An 18,893-nucleotide genomic window follows, 5' to 3' on the forward strand; every position below is an offset into this window, starting at 1 on the left:
CCTTATCACATTCATATGAACAAATCTCTTTACTTTGAATACGTTTTCATCACAAAAAATACAAAAACCCACACACATCAAAATACCCAACATGACTTACGAAGTGGCCGGAAAGGGGTTATTGGGTTAGAGCATAACTGACGTTGAGGAAAAATACTCGTTTTCCCGCAGAAGTCTCGCATATTCTGCCTACTGATAGATAATCTGCTAAGGCACTAGGTAATATCAAAAAAACCACTTGGCTTATGTCCCAAGTGGTTTTTTATTAACTTATCTTTTCTTGTTTTGTTTTTTCTAAAGGGAGGATGAGAGTAACGGTTGTTCCTTTGTGTTCTTCGCTATCAATTTGTATTTCTGCTTCTTTTTGATAAAAGGATTCAAGCATTCTTCTCACATAATTCATCCCGATGCCGATACGGCCTTTATCTGATTTTTCCTCTCGATATAGCATTTTATGGATCTCTTCTTTTGGAAATCCAATCCCATTATCATGAACGGATATATGGATATAACCGAATACTTGATGTACGGTTACTGTAATAGCACCACTATCATCTAAACCATGATAAATCGCATTTTCTACAATGGGTTGTAGAATAAATTTTGGCACCTTCGTTTTTAAGGCCTTTTGAGGTACTTGGATTTCTAGATAAAACGAAAATTGGTACCGCATCTCTTGCAGATTACAATATTGCCTTAAAGAATCCAGCTCTTCTTCGATAGTGGAAACCTTCCCTCGGCGCAAATTATAGGCAAGCAATCGGTTTAATGAAGTCACGACATGATCGATTTCATCTTGCTGTTTGATCATCGCTAGCCAATGAACGGTATTTAATGTATTCATTAAAAAATGCGGATTGATTTGATACATTAACTTCTCAATTTCTAAATCTGCCCGATTTTTCTCTTTATCTTCTACTTCTGCAATTAACTCTTTTATTTGCTTTTTCATTCTTTGTAATTGTTCTAAAACATCGTCAAACTCCTTTATGTAAGTTTGGTCTGCTTTGGAATGAAAGTTATTAGACGAAATAGACACAATCTCATGATCAAATTGCCTTAGCGGTTTATACACCATCTTCCAAACAAGCAGTGCGATTAAGATACTTAACACACCGAAGACAATCGCTAGTAAAAAAATTTGCTTCATCCAGGTATTTTTCTCTTTGTTAAATTCCATCAATGGAATTAACGAAACAACACTCCAGCCATGATTATTCGTTTCCAAAAACCAATAATAGTTTTGTGTCACTCCATAATTGCTACCATCATCATTCTCATGAAAGGCACTGTTACGTGGAAAAAGGCTGCTTAACTCACTATAAGCAATTCGACCTTGATCGTCTAAAATCAAATAGAATGAATTATTCCCCTCTTCATTGCGCCTTTGCACTAAACTTTTTCCAAACGTATAATGAGATTCCAAATAGATATATATCGTTTCATCACTAGGCAAGTCAATTTCTCTTACCATAGAAATAACCATTTGACTATGTAACCGGCTGTTAGACATATGAGGCCCAAAAAAAGACGTACGATCATATTGATAGAGTGGCTGCATTTGGTTAACATCGACCCTTTTAGTTAATGAAACATTATGGAAAAGAGATTCTCCATTCTCATCAATGTAAGCAGTTAACCCAATGTTAGAATTTGTATAAGAGATATATTCCAACTCTTGTTGTACTTGTTCTTTTAAAGACGTTCTCTTCGCTACGTCCTCGGTTTCTAAATATTCACTTAAATTCAGTGCAATGGCTCGAGGATAATTAAATTGATGGGACACTTGCTCTAAAATATCTAATGTATGATTCATCGATAATTCAATCTGTCCAAGATGACTTCTCGCATTATCTCTCCACTTATTGTCGATCATAGAGTTCATCGATTCATGCGAAAGAAACACGGTAAAAATAAATGGAATAAAGGCCGCGATGGTAAATAGGTAAAAAATTCGCTTTCTTAAAGATAAGGACCGATAGAAGTTTAATAGCTTATTTTTCACAGGCATCCCTCTTTCGATTATCAGACACCTTTTATTGTAACCGTTTTCTAGTTATTTTGCACGGCCTTATATGACAATATCGTTAGCCCTTATAAGCTTTTTTCTAATGATAATTTAGGAGTTACCCCTTCATTAACGAGATACTTTGGATATTTTCCTAAATGAACAGCTGCTATATTCTCGGCGGACTTCCGTTTCAACTCTTCTTGTGACTCTTCTGAATACCAAGCAATATGTGGTGTGAAAAGGACATTGTCTAACTGAAGTAATGGATGTTGTGGATCAATTGGCTCTTTTGCTAAAACATCTAATGCCGCACCTGCTATTTGGTCGTTCTTTAAAGCATAGTACAAGGCATCCTCATTTATAATACCACCTCGGGAAGTATTTACAATTACGGTATCTTTCTGCATCAATTGGAACATCGAGTGATCGATTAAGTTTTCTGTCTCGTTTGTTAATGGAACATGTACTGAAAGAAAATTGGATGTTTCACACAACTCTTCTAAAGACAAAGAAGCTACACCTTGCGTTTGAAAAACTTGTTCTGGGATAAATGGATCATAGGCCGCCACGTCCATGCCAAAAACTTTTGCCTTCTCGGCTAGCTGCTGGGCAATGCGTCCGAATCCTACAAGTCCTAATCTTGTATTCTTTAAACGATAAATCGGGACTCCTTCATTAAAATCCCAAACTCCTTCTCTAATTCTATTATTCAGTTTCGTTACTTTGCGGTTAGCCGATAACATCATCGCAATGGCATGATCCGATACCTCATCCATACAGTAATCGGTTACATTACAGACAAGCACTTGATTTTCGGTTGCTGCTTCTAAATCGACCGTATTTACTCCTACACCGTAACGAGCGACTGCTTTAAGATTAGGTAAACGTTCGATTACTTTTCTAGTGATCGGTGCATATTGATTTAAGATCGCATCAGCATCTTTACATGCTTCAATCACTTCATCCTCTGTCTGACACTGTGCTTTTTCGAATGTAATATCATATTGTTCAAATACATCTAGTTCTGGCTTAAACGTCTTATACTCGTAATCACTTACTACTACTTTAAAAGTCATCTAGCATTCTCCTTACCAATATTTTTTATCTGTACGAGACTATCATGATGAAAAGCCACTAATAGATCTTCTAGCCAAGCTTTCTTCTGATCCACTAGCTTTTGTTCAGCTTTATACCATTGTACCATCATTTGAATCCCTTTTTCTAATGAAATAGTCGCTTCGTAATCGGGAAGTACTTTTCTTAACTTGGCATTATCGAAAAGTCCTGCATAGCATTTTTCATAATAGATATGATCAAATAAAGACGTGTTAACTTCATACAACCATGATGATGGAATATACACGATTTCTGGTTCTTTGTGAACCGCTTTGCCAAAGGCCTCATACAAATCCTTCCACGTACTGTGCTCTTCGTTTGTAATATGAAAGTCCTCTCCATATGCTTCTTTATTACCGACTAGGCCGACATAGGCTTTTGCTAGATCAGGAACAAAAGTAAAGTTCCAAGGGGTTGTGCCATCTCCGAATAGAACTAACGGTTTTCCTTGTTCGATTCGATGCACAATATTCACATTTTGCCGAAGTACTCCTACATTCATGCCGCCGACACCAAAAGTTAAGGATGGGCGAATGATGGTAATAGGCAATGATTCTTCCTTTATTTTTTGTTGTAAATAACGTTCCATTTCCGCCTTTTCATATGCATAACGAAAAGAAGGATCTTTGGTTAATGATAATTGCGCTTCTCTAGCAGGCAAAAATGGATAGGGCCTTTGATAAGCAGCAACAGAAGAAGTAAAAATGATTTGTTCTGCTTTTGAGGAAAAAGCCTCCAATGTTGTTCGTGCATCTTCTTCATGAAAACTAATCATATCAATGACAATCTCTACATCCACTTCATGCATTTGCTCCATAAATGTCTGCTTCTGTCCTTTATCCCCATAAATATGTTCTACTTTGTCTTGAAAGAGTGTCTCTTTCTTATTGCCTCTGCTAAAAACAATCACATGATGATTTGCTTCCGCTAGTTGTTTTACGACTTCCCTGCTGATAACACCTGTTCCGCCAATCACCAATACCTTCATAACGAAAACTCCCCTTACATTAATTATTATTCGATTACAGGTTGTGACAACCCTTCCCGCTCAGCAGAAATCTTTAACTGTACTTTTTCAAAAACATGATTGGTCATATACATGATGACAAAAGCCATCACACTGCCTAAAAAGAAAAACTTAAATTGTATAAAATCTAAAATGAGATAGGTTGTAAAGATTCCAACAAATAGACCAATGGTGTGGAAAGGGTGAGCAATACCTAAAATAAAGGATTGTTTAAGTGTTTCCTTCCAGCTTGTTTGGTATTGAATATAAACTGGTATAGCAAAGCAGACTACCATTAAGTAAAGAAACACTAGGCTAAAGCTAGAAAAATATAAAAGAAAATAGATAAACCCTTGCATTCCCTGTAATAAAACCAAACACGCATATAATAGATATCCAATAGCTAGTATGACGATCCCAAGCCCATTAGCCTTTATCCACTCTTTTTTAAAGGTTCTCCAGAATGTTTTAAAAATGGGTACATCCTCCTGATGGTGCAGCCATTTCCTTATAATCGTACACATTGCTACCGTTGCAGGAAAAAAACCGAATAAGAAAAGTCCTATGATGGTAAACAGTATCCATAATAGATTGATATAGGCAAAACGGACAAACCAAGAACATATTTTATGAAATACACCTGCTAAGCCGCCGATCTCCATTATTTTTCACCCCTTTAAGTTACTCTCGAAGAAAAGTGTGAAGGTTACAATTCCCATTGCAACCTTATTTCACAGCTCCACTTGTCACTCCGTTCACGACACGCTTTTCAAAAATCAAATATAAAATTAATAATGGCGTAATCGTTACTAATGTAAAGGCAAGCATCATCGGCCAATCTTGCATCCCTAGGCTTTCTTGTAACATAAACAATTGATAAGGGAGTGTACGCATTTCCGAAGAAGTAGTAAACGCTAACACAAATGGAAACTCATTCCACGCTTCTCTTAGTGAGAAAATACTAACCGTTAAGATAGCTGGTAAAGAAATTGGAATCACCACATACCAAATCATCTGCCATGGTTTTGCCCCATCAATTTGTGCCGCTTCCTCCAGCGCTTTTGGTATGACTTTAAAGAACCCAGCTAAAATCCAAGTACCTAAAGGAATAGCTGTTGCAACATAGGTGATAATTAACGCTGTATACGTATCTAGTAACTTTAAAGCAGAAATACCTGTAAACAACGGAACAATCAAACTAGCTCTTGGTATGATACGTGGTACTAGAATTAACATGAGTAAAATATGACGCATCCGGAATGCATATCTAGCAAAACCGTAACCTGCTAAAATACTAATAATAACCGCTAAGACCGTGGTGGTGACGGATAAGAAAATACTGTTTAAAAGAAATCTTAAAAAGCCATCATATTCAAACACTTTCATATAATTGGCAAAGTTAAAATCAGTTGGAATTAACTGCGGCGGTGTTTGATACACTTCTGCTGGTTTTTTAAAGGACGATGAAAATGCCCATAATAAAGGGAAAATGGTCCACACAGCTAGAATGGCTAATGGAATAAAGTGTAATCGATTATTTATAAATTTGGTAATTTTAGCCTTATTCATTCCACTTTGACTCATATTTATCACTCCGCTGATTTAAAGATTTTTAAATAAATAACACTTAATGTGACATTAAAGAATAAAATAACAACCATGACCGTACTGCCTAATGAATATTGGAATTCGGTGAATGCCACATTATACATATAAACGGCTAAGTATTCCGTTGCACGTAAAGGTCCTCCACCTGTTAGAGGCAAGATCACATCAAACATGTTAAAACTGGCAAAGCTTAGCCAAATTAAGGCAATCCCCATCATTGGTGAAATTAATGGTAATAAAATTTTAAAAAGCAAATTCAATTTACTGGCCCCATCAACTATCGCTGCTTCAAATAATTCCGAATCGATAGCTTGAATACCAGAAAGTAAGATTAACACTGTAAAAGGGACGATCCCCCAAACATTCGCTAATACTGTAACGAAAAGTGCCCAATTAGGATCTGCTAAAAACAACACTTGCTCCAAGCCAAATGTATCTAAGATCATATTGATAAGCCCGACATCACTTGCAAACATAAAACGAAACATGACTGCCGTCGCAACACCAGAAACTAAATAAGGAATTAAGGAAAGCCCTTTGAAAAAATCTCCGTATTTTGTCGTTCGATACAGACTAATAGCAAAAGCAAGCCCTAGTATAAGGCCAATAATAACGCTTAATGCAACAAATATAATCGATCGCATTAATGAATTTAGAAAGGCAGAGTTGGTAAAAAGATAAATGTAGTTTTGAAACCAAACAAATGGCCTGCCAATGGTATTTAAGTCATATTGAAAAAAAGAGAGCAAAATACCTGAAATCACCGCATAAGCCAGAACACCTGCTACAAAAAGAACTGCTGGAAAGATTAAAAGATAAGGAACGGATTTTTTTCGAAATGTTGAAGACTTTGTACTCGGTCCTGCTGTAACCTGTTGATTCACTGACACGGATATATACCTCCTTCTTATCCAAATGGACAATCAAAACCATATGTGGCTTTGATTGCCCACTTTTTCATTTAACCTAAATCGTCTAACTGAGCCTGATATGTTTCCGCAATACTAGCTGGATCTTCATCAGGATTGGTTATTGTATATTGCATTAGTTCTAAAAGCACGCTCATCACTTGTGGGTGAACTGTACTACTTGGGATCATTTCCGCTTCACCGAATGGTTCAGCTAGTTCTTCCTGCCATGGCTTCGCTTCAAAATATTCTTGTTCTGTCATCACTTCACTGTTAGTCGTCGGCTGATAACGGTGAGCAACTTCACGCACGGTTTCGGTATCGATAAGATACTGTAATACTTTTGTTACAGCTTCAGGATGCTCGATATCTTGACTAACCACCATTGGCCAAGAAGACGCATTTGGTCTCCACTTATCTTCGGCACCTGGACGATGTGGCTGCGTAGAAGCTACCCATTTTTCCCCATATTCAGATAGATCTTCTTTGATAACTGGGAAAATATTATCTCCAATCGTAGCCATAGCTGCGTTTTCCCCAATAAACGCTCCTCGCATTTCACCGGATGTCCAAGAAATCGATTCTGGGTGAATTAATTCTTCTTTTTTCAACGTTTGATAGAAATCAATTAAATAGTGCCCAGCTTCTGTATCCATTTGTGGAACACCATCTACATATTCTCCACCCATTGCTTGGAATTGAGATTGGAACCAGTTAGGCGCATTGTCCGCACCGGCAACAATTGCATAGGCATATTGACCGTCTTCTAATAACCCACTGTCACGTAAGGCAATACCTGATTCAATCACATCATCCCACGTTTCTGGGAAATCTAATCCAGCCTCTTCAAATAAGTCATTACGATAGACATGCCAACGAGGTCCCATATGAACACCTAACCCGTGAATGGCTCCATCATAACTGGTAACATCAAAGGCTTGCGGCATTAATTTATTATAGCTATCCGGATCATTTGCTTCCCATTCCTCATATTGCGAAGTCATATCATATAACGCATTTTGAGTATTGAGCGCTGGAATGTTTTCATGATAAGTCTGGAAGATGTCAGGTGCATTCCCTGCATTAAAATTACGAATAAAGTCAGAAACACTTTGCTCTAATGGGATAACATCTGTTTCGACGGTAATGTTTGGATTTTCCTCATGGAACGTTTCAAAATTATCTTCTGGAATAAAATCACCGCGGCCAAACCAAACCGTTAACGTAATATTTTCTCCATCATCTGAAGATGCCTGCTCATTATCCTCCCCACTGTCATTGGAATCATTATCCACAGATCCTTCATCAGTTGATGCATCTTCCTCGCCTCCATTAGATGAACAAGCTGCTAATGTAAGCATTCCAATTAGTAAAAAAACAAATAAAAACAATAAATTCTTTTTCATTTTGTTAGCACTCCCTTTTTAAAAATTATCTACCCATCCAACCGCCATCTACGGTTAACACATGGCCGTGAACATAGGATGCTGCATCTGATGCTAAGTAGATCGCGCTTCCTTTAAAGTCATCTGGGCTGCCCCATCTGCCAGCAGGGATTCGATCAAGAATTTGGACAGACCTTTCTTTATCATTAATAAGTGCCTCATTCATATCTGTTGCAATGTACCCAGGAGCGATGGCATTAACATTGACATTATGCTTAGCCCATTCATTGGATAGAGCTTTGGTTAACTGTGCCACACCACCTTTTGCCGAAGCGTATGCAGGAATATTAATCCCGCCTTGGAATGATATTAAAGAAGCAATATTGATAATTTTACCGCTTTCTTTTTTTACCATTTCTCTACCTGCTGCTTGTGCTAAGAACCATACTGCATTTAAATTAACGCTAATAACGTCATCCCAATCTTGTTCTGAAAATTCAACAGCTGGAGATCTTCTTTGAATGCCTCCATTATTCACCAAAATGTCAATCGCGCCAAATTCAGAAATAATACGAGGAATACATGCATGTAAATCTTCTCGTTTAGATAAATCACATAATATAATTTCACACTTTACACCTAAATCTTCTACCTCCTTTTTGACATCGTCTTGATTATGGCGTTGAATCAATGCGATGTCTGCACCAGATTCAGCTAATCCTAACGCAATAGATCTTCCAATCCCCCTTGTTGGTCCTGTTATGGCTGCAACTTTTCCACTTAAATCAAACGGGTTTTCTCGCAAATCTATAGCCTCCTTCCTTCTATAATAGACGTACATTTGATTGTTTTCCTTTAACGTCTACAAATTAAATTGTACATTATTTTAAGCGCTTACAAATATGAATGTAAGCGCTTATAGGTAGGTCATCTGTATTTGCGATTTTTTCCATTTTTGATCGAGAAACCATTTGTCTACCTAACCATAGTTATTTTGCATACCTGCGATACAATTTTCGATAAACACTCGGGTTTTTCCCGGTATGTTGTCGAAAAATTCGGCTAAAATATTTTTCATCTAAATAACCACATTCCTCCGCAATCATTAAAATAGATTGATTCGAGTTCTCCAACAGTAATTTTGCCCTTGCAATCCGTGCGTCCGTCAAATATTTATGAAAGGATTTTCCGACAATCTCTTTAAAACTTTTATTAAAATAACTTCTGCTCATATTTACCCGGCTGGCTAAATCATCAGCGGTAAGCCCTTCTTTTAAATGTTCATTCATTAAATCAACCGATTTTAATATACTACTGACAATCTCATCTCCATAGCTCGTCCCAATCGACAGAGCCACATTATCCTTAAAACTTTGCATCCACTCACATACATCGATCCAATGATGAAAATCGATTCTATGCTCTAGCTTTACAGCGTTGATAAAGGATTGTTGATTCCATTCGATGATTAAATCTGTAAACCAATCCTCTAGCTGAGGCTTTGTTAATTTTAATTGATGCAAATTTTCTTTTAACTGGATGTATACGTCTTCTTCATATATCCATTTAAACGAAAATAAGGACCGCTTCACAGTAAAAGTTTGTTGTGCAGATGGAGTAGTTTCTTTTTCTAAATCTGTCACCGTTTTATGTAGGATCTTGGAAAAGTCATAAAAGAATAGCCTTTCTTGATATTCGGAAAGTAAACGATAAATAAGTCCTTTAAATCGATCTTTTAACCCTTTTAAGTGGATCATATAAAAGTTGTTATGTTTCACATCATGTTGAATCTCAAGATATTTTTCCTCTAAATCCCAATAGTTTTCTTGTTCTTGAATAGCTATGTTTGTATCTAATGGTTCCATCCCTAAAGATAATTCCCGTAAATCATGATTCTCTAAGCACAACACGACTGCTTGATCATAGCTAAAATAGGCTTCGTCTTTTACTTCTTTACGATCTTGCCTTTTCTCCATCATTCTTTGATGTAATCTTTCTAATACTTGTGAAAAGTTTTGCTTTTCTAACTCCGTCTTTGTGATAAAATCAATGGCACCTAATCGCAGTGCTTCTTGTACATATTCAAATTCTTGATACAATGTCAAAAATGCGATGTCAACGGACGGATATTTTTCTTTCGCAAGTCCTAGGAATTCTAAGCCTGACATAATGGGCATATGGATATCTGATATCACAAGATCGACTGGATGATTCTCTAAAAATTCTAATGCTTTTTTGCCATTAGATGCCTCCCCAACCACTTCCATTTCAAAGTTGCTCCACGGCATAGCGGATATTAATCCTTTTCGAACCAATTGATCATCTTCAACTACTAAAACATTAAGCATTCCTCTCCCCCTTCATTATGAAACAAACTATTTGATTTGCTCTTTTTTCATTATACTGTTTTTCTCACTACAATTAAAACTACCATACAAATTTCGACATGGAACCCCCATCTTTTCTATGACGTAAAAAAGGACCGCTAAGGCGCTAGTTACCATCAACTGGTGGCTCTTTGATGATTTTCGGCTTTTTCGAAATATTGAGCAGAATAACGCCTCCTATTATTAACAGCAATCCAGATAGTTTGATGAAGGTGATTGCTTCTCCCCATATTAATATCCCTATTAAGGCAGTTAAGGCCGTTCCTGCACCAGCCCAAATAGCATAAGCAATACTTAATGGAAGAGGCTTTAACACAATAGCGAGAGATATAAAAGAAACGGCATATCCAGCTATTGCACCAATGGAAGGCAGCATATTCGTAAAACCTTCTGACATTTTCAACATGGCTGTCCCAACAACTTCTGCTACAATCGATAAAAATAAGATCAAATAATTTCTCACTTCTCTTCACCTCCTTTTCCATTAATGAGAACCTTCTACATTAAGAAGGATAACACCGCCAATGATAAGGATTAACCCAAGCGCTTTATTCGTTGTCAGTTTTTCTTTATATATGACAATACCAACTAATGCGGTAAGGGCTGTCCCAACACCTGACCAAATAGCGTAGGCTACTCCAAGAGGGATAGATTTTAAGGTTAATGATAATGCATAAAAAGCAACTATATAACCAATTCCAACTCCTAGGGACGGTATGACTTTTTTCAAGCCATTAGAAGCTTTTAACATGGAGGAAGCAAACACTTCACTGATAATAGCAATACCTAATAATACATAATGCATATGATTACTCCTTTTCAAAAGTTGTTTAACAATCTCGTTAAAATGGCGATATATAATGATGGTTGAAGTCGTGACATCTATGTTATCGTTTGCTAATTTAAAAATAAAGACGATACTTTTACCCCGACATTTAATTTTTGAAAACTTTCATAGATGCTGAGAGCACTCCTATCGGTAGTTTCTCCTCGATTTGCTGTGTTTCTCTGCTGATAGAGCGCTTCTATCAGCAGTTTCTTCCCGATTTGCTGTGCCTTTCTAATGTTAGAACGCTTCTATCGGCAGTTTCTTCCCGATTTACTGTGCCTTTCTGCTGTTAGAGCGCTTCTATCAGCAGTTTCTTCCCGATTTGCTGTGCCTTTCTAATGTTAGAACGCTTCTATCAGCAGTTTTCCACGAATTCACCTGTCCATTCTGCTATAGAATCCCCATCAATTAACCATTACAGATAAAGAAAACTTAGGCTTAGCCAAGCCTTATGGCGCAGTCGGTAGCCTAGTTGCCCTTATCTATCTTCCTTGCTCACCATTTATACCTGTTGATACGGTAAAAAACCACAGAGAAACTAATTCCCCGTGGTTTTATCTAACAACTTATTCTTATTCTACGCCTTCTGTCCATTCAGATACTTTATCTTGGTTTGCTTCTACCCAGTCTGCTGCTGCATCTTCTGGGTCAGCTCCTTCGTTCACTTCTAGCATTACGCCTTCCATATCTTCTGTAGTCCAGTTAAACTGGTCTAATACCTTATAAGCATTTGGAAGATCTTCTTCTAATCCTTCTCGAACCATTGTCCCGATGATTTCTTCGCCACCAAAAGTTTCTTCAGGATCTTCTAAATATTTAAGATCATATTCAGCGAATTTCCAGTGTGGCGTCCAACCAGTTACTACAATTGGTTCTTCCGCATCAATTGCTTCACCTAATGCTGTTGTCATGGCACCGCTAGAAGAAGTTTGCACTTCCCAACCTTCTAAACCGTAATCTTTAACAGATTGTTCTGCTGCTGCCACAACACCTGCACCAGAGTCGATACCTGTAATTTTTTGACCTAACTCATCTCCATATTCCGGAAGATCGCCAATAGAATCAATCTCCATATAAGACGGAACAACTAAACCGATTTTTGCACCTTCTAAGTTTTCACCAAGATCTAATAAGTTATCTTTGTGTTCATCATAAAGATCTCCATGAGTTCCTGGCAACCATGCCGCAACCATACCGTCAGCTTCTCCATTAGCTACTGCTTCCCACATGGCAGCATTACCTAAAGAAGTTAAGGTAACTTCATAACCTAAGTCCTCTAATACATTTCCTACAACGTGTGTAGATGCAATTTCGGAGTCCCAGTTTACATACACTAACTCAATTTCTTTGCCTGACCCTACTGTTGCTTCTTCATTGCCTTCTTCTGAGTTGCCACATGCAGCAAGTAAAAGAACCATTGAAAGAATACTTACAATGCCAAATACTTTCCACGTATTTTTTAACATCTAATCAACTCCCTTTTTCATATTTTTATTTATCTAAACTTCCCTACTGGAAAGCTGATAAGCCTATTCATTCTTATCTTTATTTAAATTTTGTGTAATTCTGTCAATAATGATTGCTAAAATAACAATACCTAAACCAGCAACGAACCCTTCTCCTTCTCGGGCACGTTCTAATGCAGTCAATACGTTATCCCCTAAACCAGGAGCACCGATCATCGAAGCAATAACAACCATGGATAGAGACAGCATCACCGTTTGGTTGACACCTGCCATAATCGTTTTCCTTGCCATTGGTAGTTCCACTTTAAATAATTTTTGTTTTCCTGTTGTACCAAATGCATCAGCCGCTTCTACTAATTCATCGGAAACTTGACGAATTCCTAAGTTAGTAAAACGTACTACCGGTGGTGTTGCGAATACAACTGATGAAAACACACCTGGAACCATTCCGATACCAAAGAACACAACAGCTGGAATTAAATAAACAAATGCTGGCATTGTCTGCATAAAGTCTAAGATCGGTGTCATGATGCTTTGTACCACTCTACTTTTCGACATCCAAATACCTACAGGCACCCCGATAATAACCGAGATTAAACTCGCAAAAAATACGAGCGTAAAAGTAAACATCAATTCTTCCCATAGACCTTGATTGGATACAAACCAAAGCCCAATAACAGAGAAAATAACTAGACCAAATCGTTTGCCTGAAATAAAGAAGGCTATAATTGCAACAAGTGCAATAATGACCCAAGCAGGCACAGTGCTTAGCCATTCAGCAGTACTTTCAATAAAATCTCCAAAATCATTTTTTATCGGGTCGAAAATAAATGAAAAAGTTGTCTGCATCCACTCCACCAGTGCATCGATCCAATCTGCTACTGGAATGCCGGCTACCATATTATGCATGATCCTCTGTCACCCCATTTCCACTTGCCAATGCAGCAATAACTGCACCTCTTACAATAACGCCTCTTAATTTGCCTTCTTCGACTACAGCAACGGGAACAGGCGTATCTTGAATGATTTCCATAATATCTTGTGTTGGTGCATCTGTTTCTACTGTTGGCATATCTGTACGTAAAATATGATGTAAATCTTTTTCCTCACGCTTTCGAACTTCTGCTACATCGTCTGCAGTCACATAGCCTTTCAATTGTTTCTTTCGATTGACAACATAAATGCTCGAAAGACCTTGTTCACGCATTCGCTCTAAGGCAACGCGAGGACCGTGTTTTTCAATATTTACCGTTTCAGGACGCTGCATAATGTGATGTGCGGTTAACACTTTGGATCGATCCACATCTTCCACGAATCTTTCTACATAATCATTGGCAGGGCTCATTAAAATTTCTTCAGGACTGCCAATTTGTACAATCGATCCGTCTTTCATCAGTGCAATGCGATCTCCAATTCTCAATGCCTCATCTAAATCGTGTGTGATAAAGACTATCGTTTTCTTCATTTTTTCCTGTAAATCTAGAAGTTCATCTTGCATATCTTTTCGAATTAAAGGGTCTAACGCAGAAAATGCCTCGTCCATTAACAATACTTCTGGATCGTTTGCTAGGGCGCGCGCAAGTCCAACACGTTGCTGCATACCACCAGAAAGCTGATTCGGATACTGATTCATAAAGCTTCCAAGTCCAACAAGCTCTAAGGCTTCCTTTGCTTTATTCGAACGAGTTTCCTTATCTACTCCTTGAATCTCCAGACCGAACTCTGTATTTTCTAAAACCGTTCGAAAAGGGAATAAAGCAAATTTTTGGAAAACCATACTCATTTTTTCACGACGAACTTTTCGCAATTCTTCTTTCCCGATCTTCGCTAGTTTTTGACCACTAACTTCCACTTCTCCTTCTGTTGGTTCAATCAACCGATTTAAAAGGCGAACTAATGTTGATTTACCACTTCCGGAGAGACCCATGATCACGAAGACCTCTCCCTCTTCTACTTCAAATGTCGCTCGGTTAACACCGACCGTACAACCTGTTTTTTCTAAAACTTCTTCTTTTGAATAGCCCTCATCTAATAAAGATGTAGCAGCTTTCGTTTTTTTGCCGAATATTTTCGATAAGTTATCTACTTGTATAACGGGCATTTGGAACCATCACCTCATCTTTTTTATCTATGACTTTATATCGATTTTTGTCGTCTGCTTAATCACTTATCCCACTTTAACGGTTTTTCATACAAATTACAACATGTAAATTCAATCAATTCAGTTTAATAATTTCGTTCAGTTCAAACTTTACAAATTTAACATGCCATTATGTTAAATTTGCTTGCTTTTACTGCCGATTTCGTTTGAATAGGATAATTTGATTTTTAATTTAAGTTGTGTAAAGTAGTACGTAACGACATCTGAAGGAGGGAGCTTTTGCCAAATGACCAATCAAACTCCAGATAACGAAATATTAGATGATATAAATAATAAAATTATTTCAGAATTTTCCAAAACATTAGAGATGTTTTCCTTAAATCAAACCGAATCCAAATTATTTGTCACCTTATACTTAACAGCAGAACCGATGACATTGGACGAAATGAAAGATGTGCTTGGAAAGAGCAAAACAGCAATGAGCTATGCAGTACGCACATTGCTTGATTATAATTTAGTCGAACGTGTTTGGCGGAAAGGTGTTCGGAAGGATCTCTATCAAGCAAAGCAAAATTTATATGAAAAGTTCATGAAGACATATGTGAACCGTTGGTTGGAAGCATTAGACCAGCAAATTAACAGCTTAGGAGAAATTCAGCAGGAACTTGGTGAACTTCAGAACGGTGAAAAGGAACTAGTTGATCATAAAATCCATGAAGCTATCACCTTTCACCGCTCATTAGAAGATGTGTTTCAAAGAATCAAAGAGAACGATTTTTAAATCAGGCTTTATGGCCTGATTTTTTTGATACAAAGACGTTTTTTTATTTAAGAGCATAAAAAGATCCAAATAGAAAAAACTATGTTTAAAAACTACATTAAACGGAGGTGAACCTTGACGAAACGTCTTGGATCACATGATTACAATTAAGCTTCTCACTGTCGCGTTATTAATTATACTAACTGCCTTTTTTGTTGCTTCAGAGTTTGCCGTTGTCAAAGTACGAAAAACGCGAATCGACGCACTTGCGGAAGAAGGCAACAAAAAGGCAAAGGCTGGGCAAAAAGTTTTATCTAATTTAGATGGCTATTTGTCTGCATGCCAGCTTGGGATTACCCTTACAGCTTTAGGGTTAGGTTGGTTAGGGGAACCAACGATTGAGCGGATTTTACTACCATTATTTCACACATGGCATATCCCTGAATCTGTTTCCCATATTCTATCGTTTTCCATTGCTTTTGCGACTATCACTTTTTTACATGTCGTGATAGGGGAACTGGCTCCCAAAACAGTGGCAATACAAAAGGCCAAACAGCTTACGTTATGGCTTTCACCACCCCTAATATTATTTTATAAAATTATGTATCCATTTATCTGGGCATTAAATGGATCTGCTCGTTATTTTGTAGGACTATTCGGAATAAAGCCCGCTTCCGAACATGAAGTAGCTCATAGTGAAGAAGAGCTTCGTACAATTTTAGCCGAAAGTTATCGCAGTGGTGAAATCAATCAAGCAGAATTAAACTATGTCAACAAAATCTTCAAGTTTGATAATCGCATTGCAAAGGAAATTATGATTCCGCGAACTGAAATGGCCACACTTTCTAGGGATGATTCAATAGATGAAGTATTAAGTAAGATTAAGAAGCAGGCATTTACTCGTTATCCGGTCGAGAATGGGGATAAAGACCATATCAAAGGAATCGTCAATGTGAAAGAATTGTATGCTTCTATTGCGGATTTAACACCAAGTGAACTTCGTGATATTCAATTAAAAGATTTCATTACACCCGTTACTAAGATTATTGAGACAACTCCAATTCATGATTTGCTTCTCAAAATGCAGGAAGACAGAAAGCATTTAATTATTCTTATTGATGAATATGGCGGGACCGCTGGATTGGTAACTATTGAGGATATTTTAGAAGAAATTGTGGGGGAAATTCGTGATGAGTTTGATCATAAAGAAAAAGTCCCCATTCAACAAAAAGGGGAAGGACACTATATTGTCGATGGCAAAGTGTTGTTAAGTGAAATCAATCATTTATTAGATATTGATCTAGATGCAACCGATATCGATACGATCGGTGGTTGGATGCATACACAGAATTTTGATTTAGATATGGATCGTAAAATCCTGCAAGACGATGTTGAATTTACTATATTAGAAACAGATGGGCAGGTCATTAAGACAGTTGAAATAGTGAAAAAAAATAAGGAGCAGTCCTAAAAGTCTGCTCCATTGTCCAATATGGCTTAACTTCTAAAATACTACTCTTTTTTAATCCAAAATGTCAGCACTCCATTTTCTTCTGTTTCTTGCATCAACTCGTGTCCTCCTGATTTGGTCCATGCGGTAAGATCACTTTTTGCCCCTTGGTCTGTCGCTTGCACTTCTAAAATGTCTCCACTTTCTAACTCCTGCATTGCTTTTTTTGTTTTCACAATCGGCATCGGACACGCTAATCCTTTTACGTCTAATACTTTTGCTGCATTCATCATCATTTCCTCCATTAAAATTAAATTTATTGAATAGCACAGCGGTTTGGACCGATTTCCATCTCACGCTGTTTGTCTTCTTCCGGGTTTTTCTTCCCCATATTTGTTTGTCTAATTTCATCAAAAGCGTTTGGCTGTGGTGGTAAATTTTCTGTTACTAAGGTTCGAAATGTTGCTTCATCTTCCACATTTAGACCATGATTGTCAACATATAGTTGACCTAATCTCTCTGCAACCGTTCCATCCTCATTTAATTCTTCGATTTTCATAAAGTGCGCTGGCAGTACAATGAAATCCTCAGAAAGCTCTTTATATCTTCTATATAAACTATCTCTTAAATCTGTAACCCAGTCCTCTGCTTTCCCAGCTAAGTCTGGTCTGCCAATCGAATCAATGAACAAAATATCACCTGTTAGTAAATATTGCTCATCGATGATAAAGGATGTAGAACCAATCGTATGTCCAGGGGTATATAATGCTTGAATATCAATAGTTGTTGCCCCAACCGTTAAAATCTTGCCATCTTCTAGAGGTTGATAAGGATAGGTGACTTCTGTCGCATCTTTTGGCGGAAGAAAGTATGTCGCATTTGTGTTCTCTGCAATGTTTCTCCCACCAGAAATATGATCTGCGTGTAAATGTGTATCTATTACATGGATAATCTTTGCATCTAGTTCATCTGCAAAATCGGTAAAAGTCTCGACCATTCTTGTTGGATCAATAACCGCTGCTTCTCCATCAGATATCACCATATAGGACAGGCATCCTTTCCCAATTCGAACAAATTGGTATAGCTCTCCACCATCGTTTAAATCCGCTACTTTTATTGGTTCCAAGTGTTCACTCCATGCCCTCATGCCGCCTTGCAGATAAGCGACATCCACTCCTTGTTCGGAGAGCATGTCCGCAACCATTACTGACGAAGGCTCTTTCGCACATACAACTACAATATCTTTATCTGTTGGAAGTTGATCTAAAATGTCATATACTCCATCGAGTAATTCAAAATAGGGTATATTTAAATGTCCAAAATGTTCTCCTTCTATATGCCAATCCTGAAAAGCATCTTGATTGCGGACATCTAATATAAATAACTCTTCTTTATTCATCATTTTTCGTGTTATTTCTTTCGCTGTCATCACTTTTACTGTCATCTCACATACCTCCCTACCCTTTTTGCATCTAGTACCATATCTATTTTGATTTCTGTCATGATCATTCCTCCTCTCAAATTACCTATAGGGGTATCTGAATCATGAAAAAAATTTACTCCACATGACCTTCCCAATCGAGCATACCACCTGTCATATTAATCGCATCATAGCCTTGATTCTCTAAGAAATAGACAGCCTTGGCACTTCTGCCGCCAGACCGGCAAACTACCACATATTCTTTCGATTTATCCAATTCATTCAACCGAAACTCTAACACCCCTAACGGTATATTTGTTGCTTTTGAAATTTTCCCTTCTTTAACCTCTTCAGCTTCTCGCACATCAAGCAGATTTAATTTTTCTCCCGCTTCCAAACGTTTTTCTACTTCTTTTGCTGTATAAGTTCTCATTTTTATCTCCTTT

General features: G+C 37.5%; 19 protein-coding genes. 2 read left to right on the top strand and 17 right to left on the bottom strand.

From position 1 onward, the window contains the following. Positions 1-265: 265 nt before the first annotated feature. The 14 genes from GHD00_RS00435 to GHD00_RS00500 form a co-directional block, all read right to left on the bottom strand. Positions 266-2,005: a sensor histidine kinase gene (locus GHD00_RS00435; RefSeq protein ID WP_163536130.1), complete on the bottom strand. Its 1,740-nt coding sequence runs from the start codon at positions 2,003-2,005 to the stop codon at positions 266-268. 89 nt (positions 2,006-2,094) lie between these two features. Beyond that, the gene (locus tag GHD00_RS00440; protein ID WP_163536131.1) at positions 2,095-3,087 is read right to left on the bottom strand and encodes a C-terminal binding protein; all 993 of its coding nucleotides are present in this window, start codon (positions 3,085-3,087) and stop codon (positions 2,095-2,097) included. Next, the gene (locus GHD00_RS00445; RefSeq protein ID WP_163536132.1) at positions 3,084-4,115 is read right to left on the bottom strand and encodes an NAD-dependent epimerase/dehydratase family protein; all 1,032 of its coding nucleotides are present in this window, start codon (positions 4,113-4,115) and stop codon (positions 3,084-3,086) included. The genes GHD00_RS00440 and GHD00_RS00445 overlap by 4 nt, the downstream gene beginning before the upstream one ends. Before the next feature lie 26 nt (positions 4,116-4,141). Next, on the bottom strand, positions 4,142-4,795 hold the full coding sequence (locus GHD00_RS00450; RefSeq protein ID WP_163536133.1) for a YesL family protein: 654 nt from the start codon (positions 4,793-4,795) through the stop codon (positions 4,142-4,144). A 64-nt stretch (positions 4,796-4,859) separates the two neighbouring features. Next, complete coding sequence (locus tag GHD00_RS00455; RefSeq protein WP_163536134.1) at positions 4,860-5,717, bottom strand: carbohydrate ABC transporter permease; 858 nt, start codon at positions 5,715-5,717, stop codon at positions 4,860-4,862. Positions 5,718-5,722: 5 nt separating this feature from the next. Next, positions 5,723-6,631, bottom strand: a complete 909-nt coding sequence (locus tag GHD00_RS00460; protein WP_163536135.1) for a carbohydrate ABC transporter permease — start codon at positions 6,629-6,631, stop codon at positions 5,723-5,725. A gap of 71 nt (positions 6,632-6,702) precedes the next feature. After that, positions 6,703-8,055 carry an ABC transporter substrate-binding protein gene (locus GHD00_RS00465; RefSeq protein WP_163536136.1) on the bottom strand — a complete coding sequence of 451 codons (1,353 nt, stop codon included), beginning with the start codon at positions 8,053-8,055 and terminating at the stop codon, positions 6,703-6,705. A 25-nt stretch (positions 8,056-8,080) separates the two neighbouring features. Continuing rightward, positions 8,081-8,839 carry an SDR family oxidoreductase gene (locus GHD00_RS00470; protein ID WP_240468544.1) on the bottom strand — a complete coding sequence of 253 codons (759 nt, stop codon included), beginning with the start codon at positions 8,837-8,839 and terminating at the stop codon, positions 8,081-8,083. 184 nt (positions 8,840-9,023) lie between these two features. After that, positions 9,024-10,382: a response regulator transcription factor gene (locus tag GHD00_RS00475; protein ID WP_163536138.1), complete on the bottom strand. Its 1,359-nt coding sequence runs from the start codon at positions 10,380-10,382 to the stop codon at positions 9,024-9,026. A gap of 145 nt (positions 10,383-10,527) precedes the next feature. Then, entirely contained in the window at positions 10,528-10,884 is a 357-nt protein-coding gene (locus GHD00_RS00480) for a DMT family transporter (protein ID WP_163536139.1), read from the bottom strand. A 21-nt stretch (positions 10,885-10,905) separates the two neighbouring features. Further along, positions 10,906-11,226, bottom strand: a complete 321-nt coding sequence (locus GHD00_RS00485; RefSeq protein ID WP_163536140.1) for a DMT family transporter — start codon at positions 11,224-11,226, stop codon at positions 10,906-10,908. A 596-nt stretch (positions 11,227-11,822) separates the two neighbouring features. After that, complete coding sequence (locus GHD00_RS00490; protein ID WP_163536141.1) at positions 11,823-12,716, bottom strand: glycine betaine ABC transporter substrate-binding protein; 894 nt, start codon at positions 12,714-12,716, stop codon at positions 11,823-11,825. 63 nt (positions 12,717-12,779) lie between these two features. Next, complete coding sequence (locus tag GHD00_RS00495) at positions 12,780-13,625, bottom strand: ABC transporter permease (protein ID WP_163536142.1); 846 nt, start codon at positions 13,623-13,625, stop codon at positions 12,780-12,782. Next, positions 13,618-14,817: a quaternary amine ABC transporter ATP-binding protein gene (locus tag GHD00_RS00500; protein ID WP_163536143.1), complete on the bottom strand. Its 1,200-nt coding sequence runs from the start codon at positions 14,815-14,817 to the stop codon at positions 13,618-13,620. The genes GHD00_RS00495 and GHD00_RS00500 overlap by 8 nt, the downstream gene beginning before the upstream one ends. Positions 14,818-15,103: 286 nt before the next feature. Here GHD00_RS00500 and GHD00_RS00505 point away from each other — a divergent pair, with 286 nt between their 5' ends. Both GHD00_RS00505 and GHD00_RS00510 read left to right on the top strand, forming a co-directional pair. Continuing rightward, complete coding sequence (locus GHD00_RS00505; protein ID WP_240468545.1) at positions 15,104-15,598, top strand: GbsR/MarR family transcriptional regulator; 495 nt, start codon at positions 15,104-15,106, stop codon at positions 15,596-15,598. 136 nt (positions 15,599-15,734) lie between these two features. After that, positions 15,735-17,048 carry a hemolysin family protein gene (locus GHD00_RS00510; RefSeq protein WP_163536442.1) on the top strand — a complete coding sequence of 438 codons (1,314 nt, stop codon included), beginning with the start codon at positions 15,735-15,737 and terminating at the stop codon, positions 17,046-17,048. Positions 17,049-17,089: 41 nt separating this feature from the next. On the opposite strand, the gene GHD00_RS00515 is transcribed toward GHD00_RS00510, so the two are convergent. From GHD00_RS00515 to GHD00_RS00525, 3 genes are all read right to left on the bottom strand, one after another. Next, the gene (locus GHD00_RS00515; RefSeq protein WP_163536144.1) at positions 17,090-17,317 is read right to left on the bottom strand and encodes a sulfurtransferase TusA family protein; all 228 of its coding nucleotides are present in this window, start codon (positions 17,315-17,317) and stop codon (positions 17,090-17,092) included. A 26-nt stretch (positions 17,318-17,343) separates the two neighbouring features. Beyond that, on the bottom strand, positions 17,344-18,471 hold the full coding sequence (locus tag GHD00_RS00520; protein ID WP_163536145.1) for an MBL fold metallo-hydrolase: 1,128 nt from the start codon (positions 18,469-18,471) through the stop codon (positions 17,344-17,346). 112 nt (positions 18,472-18,583) lie between these two features. Continuing rightward, positions 18,584-18,880, bottom strand: coding sequence for a rhodanese-like domain-containing protein (locus tag GHD00_RS00525; RefSeq protein ID WP_163536146.1), 297 nt, complete (start codon positions 18,878-18,880; stop codon positions 18,584-18,586). Between the last annotated feature and the right edge of the window lie 13 nt (positions 18,881-18,893).

This window comes from Gracilibacillus sp. YIM 98692 (assembly GCF_010993965.1).
In the GTDB taxonomy this organism is placed as follows: Bacteria; Bacillota; Bacilli; order Bacillales; family Amphibacillaceae; genus Gracilibacillus.

Coding starts and splice junctions, on each gene's coding strand:
- GHD00_RS00515 (WP_163536144.1), bottom strand. CDS start 17,317: ATGAATGCAGCAAAAGTATTAGACGTAAAAGGATTAGCGTGTCCGATG.
- GHD00_RS00450 (WP_163536133.1), bottom strand. CDS start 4,795: ATGGAGATCGGCGGCTTAGCAGGTGTATTTCATAAAATATGTTCTTGG.
- GHD00_RS00490 (WP_163536141.1), bottom strand. CDS start 12,716: ATGTTAAAAAATACGTGGAAAGTATTTGGCATTGTAAGTATTCTTTCA.
- GHD00_RS00500 (WP_163536143.1), bottom strand. CDS start 14,817: ATGCCCGTTATACAAGTAGATAACTTATCGAAAATATTCGGCAAAAAA.
- GHD00_RS00455 (WP_163536134.1), bottom strand. CDS start 5,717: ATGAGTCAAAGTGGAATGAATAAGGCTAAAATTACCAAATTTATAAAT.
- GHD00_RS00520 (WP_163536145.1), bottom strand. CDS start 18,471: ATGACAGTAAAAGTGATGACAGCGAAAGAAATAACACGAAAAATGATG.
- GHD00_RS00445 (WP_163536132.1), bottom strand. CDS start 4,115: ATGAAGGTATTGGTGATTGGCGGAACAGGTGTTATCAGCAGGGAAGTC.
- GHD00_RS00465 (WP_163536136.1), bottom strand. CDS start 8,055: ATGAAAAAGAATTTATTGTTTTTATTTGTTTTTTTACTAATTGGAATG.
- GHD00_RS00440 (WP_163536131.1), bottom strand. CDS start 3,087: ATGACTTTTAAAGTAGTAGTAAGTGATTACGAGTATAAGACGTTTAAG.
- GHD00_RS00485 (WP_163536140.1), bottom strand. CDS start 11,226: ATGCATTATGTATTATTAGGTATTGCTATTATCAGTGAAGTGTTTGCT.
- GHD00_RS00475 (WP_163536138.1), bottom strand. CDS start 10,382: ATGCTTAATGTTTTAGTAGTTGAAGATGATCAATTGGTTCGAAAAGGA.
- GHD00_RS00505 (WP_240468545.1), top strand. CDS start 15,104: ATGACCAATCAAACTCCAGATAACGAAATATTAGATGATATAAATAAT.
- GHD00_RS00510 (WP_163536442.1), top strand. CDS start 15,735: ATGATTACAATTAAGCTTCTCACTGTCGCGTTATTAATTATACTAACT.
- GHD00_RS00525 (WP_163536146.1), bottom strand. CDS start 18,880: ATGAGAACTTATACAGCAAAAGAAGTAGAAAAACGTTTGGAAGCGGGA.
- GHD00_RS00495 (WP_163536142.1), bottom strand. CDS start 13,625: ATGCATAATATGGTAGCCGGCATTCCAGTAGCAGATTGGATCGATGCA.